This window comes from Synechococcus sp. BSA11S, from assembly GCF_014224355.1.
Classification (GTDB): domain Bacteria; phylum Cyanobacteriota; class Cyanobacteriia; order PCC-6307; family Cyanobiaceae; genus Regnicoccus_A.
In genome coordinates this window covers 216,000-230,533 of sequence record NZ_VNWP01000002.1, presented here as the reverse complement: position 1 = coordinate 230,533, position 14,534 = coordinate 216,000, and the positions used below count along the sequence as shown (strand labels likewise).

Below are 14,534 nucleotides of genomic sequence, written 5' to 3'. Positions count from 1 at the left end.
CGGCCAGCAAACCGAACGCTCAGGGGATGGCTGCGTCGAAGCGCAGTTCTCCGCTCACCGCCAGCTCCAGTGCCTCTCCGGGCACGAGGAACTGACGCTTGAGTTCTTCGAGGGTGAGCGGGGTGAGCCAGTCCAGTTGCTCCAGCAGGTGCAGCGCCACGGCGTGCTTGGCACGGCTGGCGCCGTCTTCCACCTTGATCGCCAGTCCGAGTCCCTCGCCCACCCGGCTGATGCACTGGATCCCCTCGGCGCCGCCCTTGCTGATCACCATGCCGTGACCACGGGCCATCAGTTCGGTGTCGAAGCGACCCTCACCGGCCACCAGCTCGGGATGGGCAAGCATCGCCCTGCTGAGCCGCTCGAGATCGGCGTGCTCGGAGGAGGCGAGATGGGCAAACAGCAGGGCCATCTGGGCCAGGGGCAGCTGCAGCGTCGGCGCTCCGCAGTCGTCTCGCGCAGTGACCAGCTCAGCGCCGGGAAGACCCAGCAGTTCCCCCACCCGGCGCAGGATCTGCTGCTGCAGGGGGTGGTCCACCTGCAGATAGCTCTCCAGTGGCCAATGCAGACGCCGGCAGGTGGTGAGAAAGGCTGCGTGCTTGCCGGAACAGTTGTGCTGAAGCGGACTGTCGGCACCTGCAGGGGTGGGGCACTGCAGCTGTTCGGCCTCGATGTCGGCGCTCCAGAGGATCTTGAAGGCCTCGCGGGCGTGGGAGGCGGTGCCGGCATGGGAGGCACAGGCCATGGCCAGACCCCGGTCGCCGCTGCCGGTCTGATCGGCTGCGCCACTGCTCACAAAGACCATGGCCTGGAAAGGCTTCAGCGCCGAGCGCACAAAGCTGAGCTGCTGGGGATCACCGGCGCGCATCAGCACGCGGCCCCGCTTGTCGCAGACCGCGGCGTGGACACGATGGACCGACTCCGCGATGCCGTTGCGCAGCAGACGCACCTCAAGGGGAGGAACCCCGGGGCGCTGGGGGCTGCCGAAACTGGAAGACAGGGTCATCGGGGGGAAATGGGGACCGCGGGTGGAGCGCTCAGAGAGCCTGGCAGAGGCCAGCGCCGCTGAGCAGCAGCAGCAGGGCCAGGCCGAGGGCCTGCCGCAGCCGCACCAGCACCGGCCGCACCTGGTGGCGGGCCACAAGCAGATCCTGCTGGCGCCAGGCGAGGGGCTTCTCCCACACCTGGCCGTCGTACCAGCCGGATTCCTCGTACTCGACCCGCTCGGCGATCAGGCGACGGTTGACGTAGGACCAGCCCAGCCACTGACGGGAGAGCAGCAGCAGGGCAGGCAACACGGCCGCCACCACAGCGGTGGCCACCTGCCGCAGGGGGTCATGGCGCAGTGTCCAGCTGCCCGAGCTGATCAGGGCGGTGAGCGGCAGCGACAGCAGCCAGCTGATCAGCAGGGGGCGCCACAGTCCTGCACTGGTGAGGGAGGGCCAGGCGAAGAACCAGGAGGAACAGAGCTGGCGATACTCCTCAAGAGGGCGCTGGTCGTGCGGCACCGGGCAGGGGCTCTCCGAGCAGGCCTGATCCATGGCAGTCACGGGGGAGTCAGCAGGCAGTCGCCGGGTCGGCCCTCATTGGGGAAGAGCTTGAGCAGAGCTTAGGAACGGCTCGTGTTCACCGTGTCCCCAGAAGGATTCGAGGTCGTAGTAGCTGCGCTCCGCCGGTGTGAGCACATGCACGATCAGCTCGCCGTAATCAAGCAACACCCAGCGGCCTTCGCTCTGGCCTTCCTTGCGCAGGGGCAGGCGGGCGGCCTCCAGCTCAAGACGATCTTCGACCGAGCGGGCGATGGCGCGCACCTGAACATCGGAGAGGCCGGAGCAGATCACAAACCAGTCGGCCAGGGAGGAGACCTCCTCCACCCGGATCAACTGGATGTCGATCGCCTTGCGGTCGTCACAGGCTTCGGCGGCCAGCAGGGCCAGATCCCGGCTGTCACCGGAGTCCACGGCAATGGGGCTTCGGGCTGGATCAGCCATAGACGTTCTCACTGGTCACGGACTGACGGCTTCCCTGTTGCTGGGCCATTTCAGCCCTGGCCCGCCCGGCACTCTTGCGCAGGGCCTCGAGGCGGTCTTCGTAGAAGGAGCGGCGGCGCTTCTTGCGGGTCTGCTCGAGCAGTTCCTTCAGGGCGCCCCCCAGGCTCTTGTAGGCGTTGGGGAGGGTGTAGCCGAAGCGGCAGGCCAGGGAGATGGCCCGCTCGTCGGCCGCGATGGCGTCCTGCAGGCGCTTCTCGTTGTTGTTCTTGAGGTAGAGGCGGTAGCCGGCGAATCCGGACAGGCCCAGGGCCATCATCAGCAGCAGGCCGTCCTGAACCCAGAGTTCACCGATCGCTCCGCCGAGGCCGATCGCCAGGGCGGCCATCTCCCAGCCGTCGCGGGGGACGGCATCGTTCTGAATGCGCCCCACCTCATGCCAGAAGAGCAGGTTGCGGTGATCGAGGGCGAAGGGCTCCCACTTGGTCAGATCCACCTGGACCTCCACCTCGTCGCGGCCGATCTCCTCGATCGTGATCAGAGGCGGGTCGGCCGAGGCGGCCGCTTCCACGAACACCCAGCTCTGCATCTCCGGAGGGAGGAGCCCCTTCAGGCGCTGGAGTTCGCTCATGGAGCCACGATCGCCGATCACAAGATGCTCACGTTAGCGAGGACACAGCACCCCAACGCCCGCGACGTGGAGGGGCCGTGAGAGGCTGGCGTCGTTTGGCCGTTCAGACGCCGCCCATGCCCCGCCGGTCGGATCTGCATCGCATCCTTCTGCTGGGCTCGGGACCGATCGTGATCGGCCAGGCCTGCGAATTCGACTACTCAGGCACCCAGGCCTGCAAGGCCCTGCGCGACGAGGGCTACGAGGTGGTGCTCGTGAACTCCAACCCCGCTTCGATCATGACCGATCCGGAGATGGCGGATCGCACCTACATCGAGCCACTCACTCCCGACGTGGTGCGACGGGTGATCGAGCTGGAGGGTCCCGATGCCCTGCTGCCCACCATGGGCGGCCAGACCGCCCTCAACCTGGCGGTCACCCTGGCCGAGGACGGCACCCTTGAGCGCTTCGGGGTGGAGCTGATCGGCGCCAACCTCGAAGCGATCCAGAAGGCCGAGGACCGGCGGCTGTTCAAGGAGGCCATGGAGCGGATCGGGGTGGCCGTGTGCCCCTCGGGCATCGCCTCTTCGCTTGAGGAGGCCGAGACGGTGGGGGAGGCGATCGGCAGCTACCCCCGCATCATCCGGCCGGCCTTCACGCTCGGGGGATCCGGCGGCGGCATCGCCTACAACCCCGAGGAGTTCCGAGCGTTCTGCAAAAGCGGCCTGGAAGCCAGCCCGGTCAACCAGATCCTGATCGAGAAGTCACTGATCGGCTGGAAGGAGTTCGAACTGGAGGTGATGCGCGATCTGGCCGACAACGTGGTGATCATCTGCAGCATCGAGAACCTCGACCCGATGGGCGTGCACACGGGGGATTCGATCACCGTGGCCCCCGCCCAGACCCTCACCGACAGGGAGTACCAGAGGCTGCGTGACCAGTCGATCGCGATCATCCGCGAGATCGGTGTGGAGACCGGCGGCAGCAACATCCAGTTCGCCATCAATCCCGCCAACGGCGATGTGGTGGTGATCGAGATGAACCCTCGGGTGAGCCGCTCCTCGGCGCTGGCGTCGAAGGCCACCGGCTTCCCGATCGCCAAGATCGCCGCCCGCCTGGCGGTGGGCTACACCCTTGACGAGATCCTCAACGACATCACGGGCAAGACCCCGGCCTGCTTCGAGCCCACGATCGATTACGTGGTCACCAAGATCCCGCGCTTCGCCTTTGAGAAGTTCCGGGGCTCCCCGGCGGTGCTCACCACCTCGATGAAGTCGGTGGGGGAGGCGATGGCGATCGGCCGGAGCTTCGAGGAATCGTTTCAGAAGGCCCTGCGTTCCCTGGAAACAGGCCATGCCGGCTGGGGCTGCGACCGCCACGACGAACCCCCGGAGCCCAGCGACCTCGAGCGAATGCTGCGTACGCCCTCGCCCGATCGGATCTACGCCGTACGGGCCGCGATGGTGGCGGGACGCAGCGACGACGACATCCACCGGCTCAGCGCCATCGACCCCTGGTTTCTCGGCAAGCTGCGGCGACTGCTCGAAGCTGAAGAGCGGCTGCTGCGGGACCGCAGGCTGGAGCAGCTCTCGGCAGCTGATCTGCTGGAACTCAAGCAGCTGGGCTTCTCCGACCGCCAGATCGCCTGGGCCAGCGGCAGCGACGAACTGAGCGTGCGCCGAACCCGTCAGGGGCTTGGCGTGAATGCCCTGTTCAAGACCGTCGACACCTGCGCGGCGGAATTCTCCTCCACCACCCCGTATCACTACTCCACCTACGAGCGGCCCCTCGAGCGCCTCGATGACTCCGGAGCGCTCGTGCGCCTGGAGTCCCAGGATGAAGTGCAACCGGAGCGTCGCCGCAAGGTGATGATCCTCGGCGGCGGACCGAACCGCATCGGCCAGGGCATCGAGTTCGACTACTGCTGTTGCCACGCCTCCTTCGCCCTGCGGGCCGATGGCTTCGCCACGGTGATGGTGAACAGCAACCCGGAGACGGTGTCGACCGACTACGACACCAGCGATCGGCTCTACTTCGAGCCGCTCACCCTCGAAGACGTGCTGAACGTGATCGAGGCGGAACGACCGGAGGGGGTGATCGTCCAGTTCGGCGGCCAGACCCCGCTCAAGCTCGCCCTGCCCCTGCTGCGCTGGCTGGCCGGGCCGGAAGGTCTGGCCACCGGAACCCGGCTCTGGGGCACCTCACCGGAATCGATTGATCAGGCCGAGGACCGCGAGCAGTTCGAGGCGATCCTGCGTCGACTCGACATCCGCCAGCCGCGCAACGGCCTGGCCCGCAGCGAGGCCGAGGCCCGCGCCGTGGCTGATCGGGTGGGCTATCCGGTGGTGGTGCGCCCCAGCTACGTGCTGGGGGGCCGGGCCATGGAGGTGGTCTTCGACGAGGAGGAACTGAACCGCTACATGGTGGAGGCGGTGCAGGTGGAGCCCGATCACCCGGTGCTGATCGATCAGTACCTCGAGAACGCCACTGAAGTGGACGTGGACGCCCTGGCCGACCGGCAGGGAAGCGTGGTGATCGGCGGCCTGATGGAGCACATCGAGCCAGCCGGCATCCACTCGGGTGATTCGGCCTGCGCCCTGCCGGCGGTGTCGCTCTCCGATCAGGCCCTGGCCACGATCCGCCAGTGGACCGAAGCCCTCGCCCTGGCCCTCGACGTGAGCGGCCTGATCAACCTCCAGTTCGCCGTGCAGGCGGAGCGGGTGTTCATCATCGAGGCCAACCCCCGGGCCTCCCGCACCGTGCCCTTCGTGGCCAAGGCCACCGGTGTGCCCCTGGCGAAGATCGCCAGCCTGCTGATGGCCGGCCACAGCCTCCGCGAGCTGGGCCTCACCAGCGAGCCCAGGCCACCCCTCCAGAACGTGAAGGAGGCGGTGCTGCCCTTCAAGCGCTTTCCAGGATCCGACACCCTGCTCGGTCCGGAAATGCGCTCCACCGGGGAAGTGATGGGCAGCGGCGCCAGCTTCGGCATGGCCTATGCCAAGGCTGAGATCGCCGCCGGCGAAGCCCTGCCCCTCGGAGGTACCGTCTTCCTCTCCACCCACGACCGCGACAAGCCTTCCCTGGTGCCGGTGGCCCAGCGCCTCTCGGAGCTGGGGCTGGCCCTGATCGCCACCACCGGCACCGCCGCCGTGCTGCGGGAGGCGGGCCTGGAGGTGGAGTCGATCCTGAAGGTGCATGAAGGCCGGCCGAACATCGAGGACGCGATCCGCTCCGGCCTGATTCAGCTGATCGTGAACACCCCGATCGGCCGCCAGGCCACCCACGACGATCGGTACTTGCGCAGGGCGGCGCTTGACTACCTCGTACCCACGGTGACCACCCTCGCGGGTGCCAGGGCGGCGGTGGAGGCCATCGCCACCCTTCAGAGCCAGGAGCTCACGGTCACGGCGCTGCAGGACATCCACCCCGATTCCGCTCGTTAGGGTTGAGGGCCTCCGCCGACGGCCCCTTGACCAGCACAGCCACTCCGATCAGCTCCAATGCCGGCCAGGCCGGCGAGCCGATCGCCCCGGGCAGCGACATCCGGGAGCTGTTCCGCGCCGCCTACGAGAACCGCTACACCTGGGATCCCGGTTTCGGCGGCTACCAGGGACGCTGCGTCTGGCAGCAGGGGGAGCAGCGGGTGGAGGGCCGGTTCCGCGTGGGCGCCGACCTGAAGGCCAGCGTGGAGGGCATCGAGGACGAGACCATCAGCAAAGCCGTCGGCTCCCAACTCTGGGAGGTCTGCATTCACCGGGTGCGCCGCAGCTTCGAGCAGACCCACGGCGCCAACACCTTCAGTGCCGGCGACACCGATGCCGTGGGGCTCGAGGTGATCGTGGGCGGCAAGAACGCCGGTGATCGCTATCGCATCAAGGATTCGGTGGTCACGATGGTGCACCGTCAGATCCACGGCACCGTGGTCACGATCTTCACCGGCAGCACCACGGACACCGGTGCCGGCTACCTCAGCCACACCTACACCAGCCAGTACAGCGATCCAGCCACGGGCGAAGCCCGCGGCGGCAGGAGCCACTTCACCGACACCTTCGTGCCCCTCGGCGGCGTGGGTCCCTGGGTGCTGGCGGAGCGGGTGATCAGCAGCGAGGATCCCGAAGCGCCGGAGACGACCAGCGAGCAGATCTTCCGCTTTGAAGCGCTCGAGCCCACCCCAGCGGAGAAGCCGGTCGCCTGATCGCTTCGCCCAGTTCGTTCAGACCCCGTCCGGAAGGGCGGGGATGGTCTTGAGCCGTTCGTTCAGCTGAAAGGCCATCGACTGCCGTCCCACCGCCAGCACCTTGAGGGTGTCCTCGTAGAGGCGAAGCTGGGCATCGGCCACCTGCATCCCCCGCACCAGCTCCTTGACGTCGTCGGGGAGAGCGTTGAGTTCATAGCGCTTGCCCTCGAACGTGAGCACGGGGGGCTGGTTGGAAGAGGCCGTCAAGGTCACCACTGTGTCGTCCCGCGCAGGTTAAGCCGCGCCCGGCGGGCTCTCGGCGGGGGGCGCGGCCAGCGAAGCACCGGCCGGCGGCAGCTTGGCCGGGGCCGGACGGCGGGGCCGCTTGAAGAAGAACATCAGCAACGGGCCCACCTGGGCCGCCTCCACCATCTCCCAGCCCTCCTTGCCCAGCAGGTTCATGAAGAACTGCAGTTGCTCGGCCGGGTGGCGGGGCGTCTGGGAGGCTCCGTAGAACTCGGGAAATTCCCGGGCAATGAATTCCGGGCTGAGCATCCCCTGCAGCTTCTGACTGGCGGCCTGGGGATCGGGCGGTTGTGGTGGGGAGCTGTTCTCCACATTGATGTGGATCACCCGGTACTCCCACTGGGGCATCTCTGCCATGGCCGCTTGAGCGTGGAACTGGACGGTGGAGGGTCAGGCCGCCACTCGGATCAACTGACGGTCGCACAGCTCGCGATAGCGACCGGGACGGGCCATGAGCTGATCATGGCTGCCGCGCTCGACGATGCCGCCGCCCTCGAGCACCAGGATCTGGTCAGCCCCCTGGACCGTGGAGAGCCGGTGGGCGATCACCAGCACGGTGCGGCCGGCCATGGCCTGCTTCAGGCCCTGCTGCACCGCCTCCTCCGCCTCGGCATCGAGCGCGCTGGTGGCCTCATCCAGCAACAGCACGGCCGGGTCGCCCAGCACCGCACGGGCGATGGCGATGCGCTGAAGCTGCCCGCCCGAGAAGTTGCTGCCTCGCTCCTCGAGGCGGGAGTGGTATCCCTCGGGGAGGGCTTCGATGAAGCCTGCCGCATTGGCCAGTCGGGCCGCCTGGCGCACCTGCGCGTCGCTGGCGGGACGCCCGAAGCGGATCGCCTCGGCCACGCTGCCGGAGAACACACGGCTCTGCTGGGGAACCAGGGCCACGGCACGGCGCAGGTCGGCGGCCCGCAGACCTGCGAGGTCCTGGCCATCGAGCAGCACGCGCCCGCGCTGGGCGGTGTTGAAACGCAACAACAGGGAAAACAGGGTGCTTTTGCCGGCGCCAGATGGACCCACCAGGGCCACCAGCTGACCGGGCTCAGCACTCAGATCGAGGTTCCGCAGCACCGGCTGCTCGGGGTCGTAGCCGAACCAGACCTGCTCCAGTCGCAGGGCCCCGCGCACCGGCCCGAGCGGCTGGGCCCCGGGGCTGTCGGGGATCTCCACCGGCTCGCGCTCGATCTCGCGCAGGCGCCGCAGTGAGGCCTGGCCCTGCTGGAACTCGTTGTAATTGGTGGTCAGGTGCGAGATCGGATCGATCAGCATCAGCAGGGCCGCCACATAGGAGCTGAAGCCCTGGCTGTCGAGCCCCCCGGCCTGGATGCGGGCCGCTCCGATCAGCAGCACCGAGAGAATTCCCGCCGCTTCGATGAAGCCCACCACGGGATGCTGAAGGGCCAGCAGGCGCAGGGTGCGGTAACGGGCCCGCCGGTGCAGGTCGATCTCCTGCTCAAAGCGGTTCTGCAACCAGGCCTCGGCCGCAAAGGCCCGCACCAGGGGCAGACCTCCGATGGCCTCGGCCAGCAGCCCCGCCAGCTCGCTCACCTGCTTCTGGCTGCGCTCGGCGGCTCCCATCACCCGGGCGCCGAAACTGCTTACCATCACCGCCACGAGCGGCGCCAGCAGCAGGGTGGCCAGGGACAGCTTCCAATCAAGAAACACCATGTAGCCGAACACCACCACCAGCTGCAGCAGGCTGGGAGTGGTGTCCTGGATCGTTTTGTAAATCACCTCCCCGACCCGGTCGGCGTCTTCGGTGAGGCGATAGGTGAGATCTCCGGCCGAGAGCTTCTCGAGGGCGCCGAACTCCAGGCGCTGCAGGCGGGCGAACAACTGGCTGCGCAGGGCCTGGCTCACCTGCAAAGCCGGGGAGGCCAGCAGGGTGTCCTGGCCGAACTGGGCCAGCTTCTGCACCAGGAACACCGCCAGGGCCAGAGCAATCGCCCGCAGCACCTGAGGGAAATCACCTGCGCCGATGGCCGGGATCAGGCGACCGGCCAGGGCGGCCAGCAAGGGCCAGCAGGCCACGAACACGAGCATGCACAGGCCACCGGCCACCAGCCTGCGGCGGTGGGGCTTCAGCAGCGGCAACAGCCCTCGAAAGCCGGCCGGGGGTGATGCGAGCATCGGCGAACCTTATCAGCGCCGATCCGGCTCCCTTTCCTTGCGCCTCGATCAATTCCTCAAGTACCAGGGCCTGGTGGGGACCGGCGGTGAAGCCAAGGTCCGGGTGCAGGGGGGCGAGGTGCGGGTCAACGGTGAGGTGGAGCGCCGCCGCGGCCGCCAGCTGCTGCCTGGCGACGCCGTGGAACTGGCTGGGATGAAACTGGTGGTCCACGCCGCCAACTAGGTTGTGGGGCATTTCTCAGCGAGGACGATCCTGTGCGCAAGGCCGTGATTGCAGGGAACTGGAAGATGCACATGACCTGCGCCGAAGCGCGGGCCTATGCCGACACCTTCCTGCCACTGCTGGGGGATCTGCCCAGCGATCGGGAGGTGGTGCTGGCACCTCCGTTCACCGCCATCGCCACCCTGAGCGAGGCCATCGAGGGCAGTCCTGTCAAGGTTGCCTCCCAGAACGTCCACTGGGACGACGTGGGGGCCTACACAGGCATGATCTCGGCCCCGATGCTGCTGGAGCACGGAGTCAGCCACGCCATCGTGGGCCACAGCGAACCGCGTAAGTACTACAGCGAAACCGACGAGCAGATCAACCTGCGGGCGCGCACAGCTCAGAAATCCGGAATGATCCCGATCCTGTGCGTGGGCGAGAGCGATTCCCAGCGGGAAGCCGGAGAGGCCGAGCGGGTGATCCGCCGACAGGTGGACCAGGGCCTCGAAGGCCTGGACCCCACCCAGCTGGTGGTGGCCTATGAACCGATCTGGGCGATCGGCACCGGCAAGACCTGTGGCGCCGAGGAGGCCAACCGGATCTGCGCGCTGATCCGCCGCTGGGTCGGTTACGACGATGTGGTGATCCAGTACGGCGGCTCGGTCAAGGCCGAGAACATCGACCTGCTGATGGCCCAGCCGGACATCGACGGGGTGCTGGTGGGTGGGGCGTCCCTTGATCCGGCGGGATTCGCCAGAATCGCTCGCTACCAGGTGCCGGTGGCCGCCTGAGCCATCGCGCCGGAGGGCAGCGCGGGCCGAAACGCCTGAATTGCCCTCAGAACACCTCGAGGGAGGCGGGCAGGGGCCGGTCGGCCTCCTTGCCGGCCGCCACGTTGACGCGCACGGTGCGGGCCAGCCGCGCCGACTCCCCACAGCTGCGAGGCGTGGGGAAGAGCTTGCCGGGGTTGGCCCGACCCTCCGGATCGAAAGCCTGGCGCACCAGGCGCATCGTGCTCAGGTCGTCTGGAGAGAACATCCAGTCCATGTAGCAGCGCTTGTCGGCACCCACGCCATGTTCCCCGGTGATGCTGCCACCGGCGTCGATGCAGAGCCGCAGGATGTCGGCGCCGAGGGCCTGGACCCGGTCCTGAACACCCTCCTGGCTGGCGTCGTAGAGGATCAGCGGATGAAGGTTGCCGTCCCCGGCGTGAAAGACGTTGGCCACCGGCAGGGAGTAGCGGCGGCTGAGCAGCTCGATCGCCGCCAGCACCGCCGGAAGGGCGCTGCGGGGAACTACACCGTCCTGGACGTAATACGTGGGCGTGATCCGGCCCACGGCAGCGAAGGCCGACTTGCGGCCCTTCCAGAGCAGGGCCCGGTCGGTGTCTGATTCGGCCCGGCGCAACGACCGGGCCCCGGCCCGGCGGCAGAGCTCCATGGTCCGCAACGCCGCGGCATCCACCTCCTCCAGGCGACCGTCGAGCTCGATCAGCAGCACTGCCGCCGCATCGCGGGGGTATTCATCGCAGCCGAAGAGGTCGTCGACGGCATTGATCGTGAAGTTATCCATGATCTCCATCCCCGCCGGCAGCACCCCCGCTTCCGTGACGCGTCGCACCGCTTCCCCGGCGGCTTCCATCGAGGGGAAATCCGCCAGCAGCACCTGCACGGTCTGGGGCTGACGCAGCAACCGCAGGGTGATGGCCGTGGCGATGCCGAGGGTGCCCTCGCTGCCGATGAAGACTCCACGCAGATCCAGGCCGGGCATTTCGGCGAGGGAGCCCCCCAGCCGGGTGATCCGGCCGTCGGGAAGCACCACCTCCAGCTCCAGCACATGGTTGCTGGTGACGCCGTACTTGAGGCAGTGCACCCCCCCGGCGTTTTCGGCCACGTTGCCGCCGATGCTGCAGACCACCTGACTGGAGGGGTCGGGGGCGTAATAGAAACCATCGCCGGAGACGGCGCGGGTGACCCAGCTGTTGATCACTCCAGGCTGAACCGTGATCCGCTGATTCTCGAGATCGAGGGCCAGCACTGAGCGCATCCGACTGGTGACCACCAGCAGAGACTCCTGCTCGGCCACGGCTCCGCCGGAGAGGCCGGTGCCGCTGCCCCGGGCCACGAACGGCACCCCTTCCTCGTGACAGAGGCTCAGCACAGCCGCCACCTGCTCGGTGGTTTCCGGCAGCACGGCCAGGGGAGGCTCCTGCCGGTGCAGGGTCAGGCCATCGCTGTCGTACGTGAGCAGCTCCTGGCGCCGGGCCACCACTGCCCTGCCGGGCAGAAACTGGCGCAGGCGCCGCTCGATCCGCCCCCAGGGCAGGGTCAGGGCAGGCGGCTCGGCCAAGGGGTCAGCCAACAAGGACATGCATCACTCAGACCATAGCGAGGGTGGCGTTAGGACACCCCCCCCGGAGCAGGGCCATGGGGATCACAGGGGGAGGAGGCGCCGGCATTCCTTCTTCCAGCCGTGCGATCCGCACCGCTTTGGGCGAGGATGGATCATGGTCTGGTGGTGGAGAGGGTGGTCCCCAGGGATCAACCCGATTCCAGACTTCTTGAACGTCCGCGGATCACGCTTTGACTTCGGCCCCTGTATCGGTTCCTGCCCTGAACACCTCCCGTTCCCAGGACCTCTTCAGTGCCGCCCTGCAACTGATGCCCGGGGGAGTCAGCTCGCCGGTGCGGGCCTTCCGTTCGGTGGGCGGTGAACCGATCGTCTTCGACCGCGTCAAGGGGGCTTACGCCTGGGACGTCGATGGCAATCGCTACATCGATTACATCGGCAGCTGGGGTCCTGCGATCTGCGGTCACGCCCGCCCCGAGGTGATCGCCGCCCTGCACGAGGCCCTCGACAAGGGCACCAGCTTCGGTGCTCCCTGCGCTCTGGAGAACACGCTGGCGGAGATGGTGATCGATGCCGTCCCCAGCGTCGAGATGGTGCGCTTCGTCAACTCAGGCACAGAAGCCTGCATGTCGGTGCTGCGGCTGATGCGGGCTTTCACCGGCCGCGACAAGCTGATCAAGTTCGAGGGCTGCTACCACGGCCACGCCGACATGTTCCTGGTGAAGGCTGGGTCGGGCGTCGCCACCCTGGGGCTTCCCGACTCCCCCGGGGTGCCCCGAACCACCACCACCAACACCCTCACCGCCCCCTACAACGACCTGGAGGCGGTGAAGCAGCTGTTCGCCGACAACCCCGGCGAGATCGCCGGGGTGATTCTCGAGCCCGTGGTGGGCAACGCCGGATTCATCACCCCTGAACCGGGCTTCCTGGAAGGACTGCGCGAACTCACCACCGAGCACGGTGCGCTGCTCACGTTCGATGAGGTGATGACGGGCTTCCGCATCAGCTACGGGGGTGCCCAGGCCCGCTTCGGCATCACACCCGATCTCACCACCCTTGGCAAGGTGATCGGCGGCGGCCTGCCCGTGGGCGCCTACGGCGGCCGGGCGGAGATCATGGCGATGGTGGCCCCTGCCGGCCCGATGTATCAGGCCGGCACCCTCAGCGGCAACCCCCTGGCGATGACCGCCGGCATCAAGACCCTGGAGCTGCTCAAGCAGCCCGGCAGCTACGAACGGCTCGAGGCGATCACCAAGCGCCTTTCAGGCGGCATTCTTGCGGCGGGTCGGGAAGCCGGTCTGCCGATCTGCGGTGGCTCCATCAGTGCCATGTTCGGCTTCTTCCTCTGCGAGGGCCCTGTGCGCAACTTCGAGGAAGCCAAGGCCACCGACAGCCAGCGCTTTGGCCGGTTGCACCGGGCCATGCTCGAGCGCGGCGTTTACCTGGCTCCCAGCGCCTTCGAGGCTGGGTTCACCTCCCTGGCCCACAGCGACGCCGACATCGAGGCCACCCTCAGTGCCTTCCGCGACTGCTTCGCCGCCATCGCCTGATGGAGGCCGGCCAGCGCTCTCTTCCCGGCGCTGCCCTGGCGGGCGCCCTGGCCCTGGCTGCCGCTCTGGCCGCCTGCGGCCCCCGCGCCGACGACCTGCCGCTTCAGGTCGAGGGCGGGGTCCCCGTCGGGGCTGTGCTCTCGCTCACCAGCAATGCCAATGCCTACGGCCAGGATCAGCAGATCGGGCTCGAGCTGGCCCAGGCCTGGCACCAGAAGCGGAGAAAGGCTGATTCCCCCGGCGCCCCGGAGCTCAGCCTGCGCCTGGAGGATGGCGGTGGTGATGAGGCCACCGCCACCCAGGCCTTTAATCTGCTGATCGATGCCGGCGTGGTGGCCCTGGTCGGTCCCACCCTCTCTCAGCAGGCTTTCGCGGCCGACCCGATCGCTCAGCGCCGGGGGGTGCCGGTGGTGGCCCCGTCCAACACCGCCACCAACATCCCCCAGATCGGCGGCTTCATCAGCCGCGTGTCGGCTCCAAGCACCGAGATTGCCCCCCTTTCGATTGCCAAGGCCCTGGAGCTGAACCCCTCGATCCGGCGAGCGGCGGTGTTCTATGCCCAGGACGACGCCTACAGCACTTCCGAGAGCGCCATTTTCCAGAAGGCTCTCGCCGACAAGGGGCTGAAGCCGGTCACGGTGCAGCGCACCCAGCTTAATGACCAGGATTTTCAGAACCAGATCACCGGCGCCCTGCGCCAGACACCTGATCTGATCGTGATCTCCGCCCAGGCGGTGGATGGGGGCAATCTGATCCGTCAGCTGCGGGAACTGGGCTACAAGGGCTCAATCGTGGTGGGCAACGGCATGAACACCCCGAACATCTATCCGATCTGCCAGGCCTATTGCGACGGCATCCTGATCGCGCAGGCCTACAGCCCGGAGCTCGACACGCCCATGAACCGTGAGTTCGTGGCCCTCTACAAACTGGCCAAGGGTGGGGCGATTCCGCCCCAGCTCACCGCCCAGGCTTTCAGCGCCTACCAGGTGGTGGCCGAGGCCCTGCAGCGACTCAACAAACGCCAACCACTGAGCCAGTTCTCCCTTGCCGATGCCCGAAAGGCGCTGATGGCGGAACTGCTCTCCGGCCGCTATGACACCCCCCTCGGCGAGATCGCCTTCAGCCCCGATGGCGAAGTGGTGCAGCAACGCTTCCACGTGGCCCAGGTGCAGATGAAGCCCGGCAGCCTGAACGGCCGTTTCGCCCTGCTGCCCTGAATCTG

14 protein-coding genes are annotated in these 14,534 nt (G+C 67.7%); 6 read left to right on the top strand and 8 right to left on the bottom strand.

Annotated features, from left to right (window positions below; all coding sequences use genetic code 11):
• Positions 1–19: 19 nt before the first annotated feature.
• Genes FPZ61_RS03015 through FPZ61_RS03000 form a run of 4 tightly spaced genes read right to left on the bottom strand, consistent with a single transcriptional unit; the run spans position 20 to position 2,616 of the window.
• Positions 20–1,003: an asparaginase gene (locus FPZ61_RS03015; RefSeq protein ID WP_185464451.1), complete on the bottom strand. Its 984-nt coding sequence runs from the start codon at positions 1,001–1,003 to the stop codon at positions 20–22.
• Positions 1,004–1,034: 31 nt separating this feature from the next.
• Positions 1,035–1,538 (bottom strand): CGLD27 family protein, encoded by a 504-nt coding sequence (locus tag FPZ61_RS03010; RefSeq protein WP_185464678.1) that lies wholly within the window; start codon positions 1,536–1,538, stop codon positions 1,035–1,037.
• Positions 1,539–1,580: 42 nt separating this feature from the next.
• On the bottom strand, positions 1,581–1,988 hold the full coding sequence (rsfS, locus tag FPZ61_RS03005) for a ribosome silencing factor (RefSeq protein ID WP_185464452.1): 408 nt from the start codon (positions 1,986–1,988) through the stop codon (positions 1,581–1,583).
• Positions 1,981–2,616, bottom strand: coding sequence for a DUF3318 domain-containing protein (locus FPZ61_RS03000; RefSeq protein ID WP_185464453.1), 636 nt, complete (start codon positions 2,614–2,616; stop codon positions 1,981–1,983). The genes rsfS and FPZ61_RS03000 overlap by 8 nt, the downstream gene beginning before the upstream one ends.
• 116 nt (positions 2,617–2,732) lie before the next feature.
• Between FPZ61_RS03000 and carB the strand changes: the two genes are divergently transcribed.
• Both carB and FPZ61_RS02990 read left to right on the top strand, forming a co-directional pair.
• Positions 2,733–6,038 carry a carbamoyl-phosphate synthase large subunit gene (gene carB / locus FPZ61_RS02995; protein WP_185464454.1) on the top strand — a complete coding sequence of 1,102 codons (3,306 nt, stop codon included), beginning with the start codon at positions 2,733–2,735 and terminating at the stop codon, positions 6,036–6,038.
• Between the two features lie 26 nt (positions 6,039–6,064).
• The gene (locus tag FPZ61_RS02990; protein ID WP_255441302.1) at positions 6,065–6,790 is read left to right on the top strand and encodes a DUF3386 domain-containing protein; all 726 of its coding nucleotides are present in this window, start codon (positions 6,065–6,067) and stop codon (positions 6,788–6,790) included.
• Positions 6,791–6,808: 18 nt separating this feature from the next.
• Here the strand turns inward: FPZ61_RS02990 and FPZ61_RS02985 are convergent, their stop codons facing one another.
• From FPZ61_RS02985 to FPZ61_RS02975, 3 genes are read right to left on the bottom strand one after another with little or no spacing between them, the layout of a single operon-like run.
• The gene (locus FPZ61_RS02985; protein ID WP_185464456.1) at positions 6,809–7,039 is read right to left on the bottom strand and encodes a DUF6447 family protein; all 231 of its coding nucleotides are present in this window, start codon (positions 7,037–7,039) and stop codon (positions 6,809–6,811) included.
• Between the two features lie 27 nt (positions 7,040–7,066).
• On the bottom strand, positions 7,067–7,435 hold the full coding sequence (locus tag FPZ61_RS02980; protein ID WP_255441301.1) for a hypothetical protein: 369 nt from the start codon (positions 7,433–7,435) through the stop codon (positions 7,067–7,069).
• A gap of 33 nt (positions 7,436–7,468) precedes the next feature.
• Positions 7,469–9,208 carry an ABC transporter ATP-binding protein gene (locus tag FPZ61_RS02975; protein WP_185464457.1) on the bottom strand — a complete coding sequence of 580 codons (1,740 nt, stop codon included), beginning with the start codon at positions 9,206–9,208 and terminating at the stop codon, positions 7,469–7,471.
• Between the two features lie 37 nt (positions 9,209–9,245).
• Between FPZ61_RS02975 and FPZ61_RS02970 the strand changes: the two genes are divergently transcribed.
• Together FPZ61_RS02970 and tpiA are read left to right on the top strand one after the other, a co-directional pair.
• Entirely contained in the window at positions 9,246–9,431 is a 186-nt protein-coding gene (locus tag FPZ61_RS02970; protein ID WP_185464458.1) for an RNA-binding S4 domain-containing protein, read from the top strand.
• A gap of 32 nt (positions 9,432–9,463) precedes the next feature.
• Complete coding sequence (gene tpiA, locus FPZ61_RS02965; protein WP_185464459.1) at positions 9,464–10,204, top strand: triose-phosphate isomerase; 741 nt, start codon at positions 9,464–9,466, stop codon at positions 10,202–10,204.
• Between the two features lie 46 nt (positions 10,205–10,250).
• Here the strand turns inward: tpiA and FPZ61_RS02960 are convergent, their stop codons facing one another.
• Positions 10,251–11,744 carry an FAD-linked oxidase C-terminal domain-containing protein gene (locus FPZ61_RS02960; RefSeq protein WP_370594262.1) on the bottom strand — a complete coding sequence of 498 codons (1,494 nt, stop codon included), beginning with the start codon at positions 11,742–11,744 and terminating at the stop codon, positions 10,251–10,253.
• Between the two features lie 251 nt (positions 11,745–11,995).
• On the opposite strand from FPZ61_RS02960, the gene hemL reads away from it, so the two are divergent.
• Positions 11,996–13,312, top strand: a complete 1,317-nt coding sequence (hemL, locus tag FPZ61_RS02955; protein ID WP_185464461.1) for a glutamate-1-semialdehyde 2,1-aminomutase — start codon at positions 11,996–11,998, stop codon at positions 13,310–13,312.
• A complete protein-coding gene (locus FPZ61_RS02950) occupies positions 13,312–14,529 on the top strand; it encodes an ABC transporter substrate-binding protein (RefSeq protein WP_185464462.1) in 1,218 nt (405 codons plus the stop codon). The genes hemL and FPZ61_RS02950 overlap by 1 nt, the downstream gene beginning before the upstream one ends.
• The last annotated feature ends 5 nt before the right edge of the window (positions 14,530–14,534 follow it).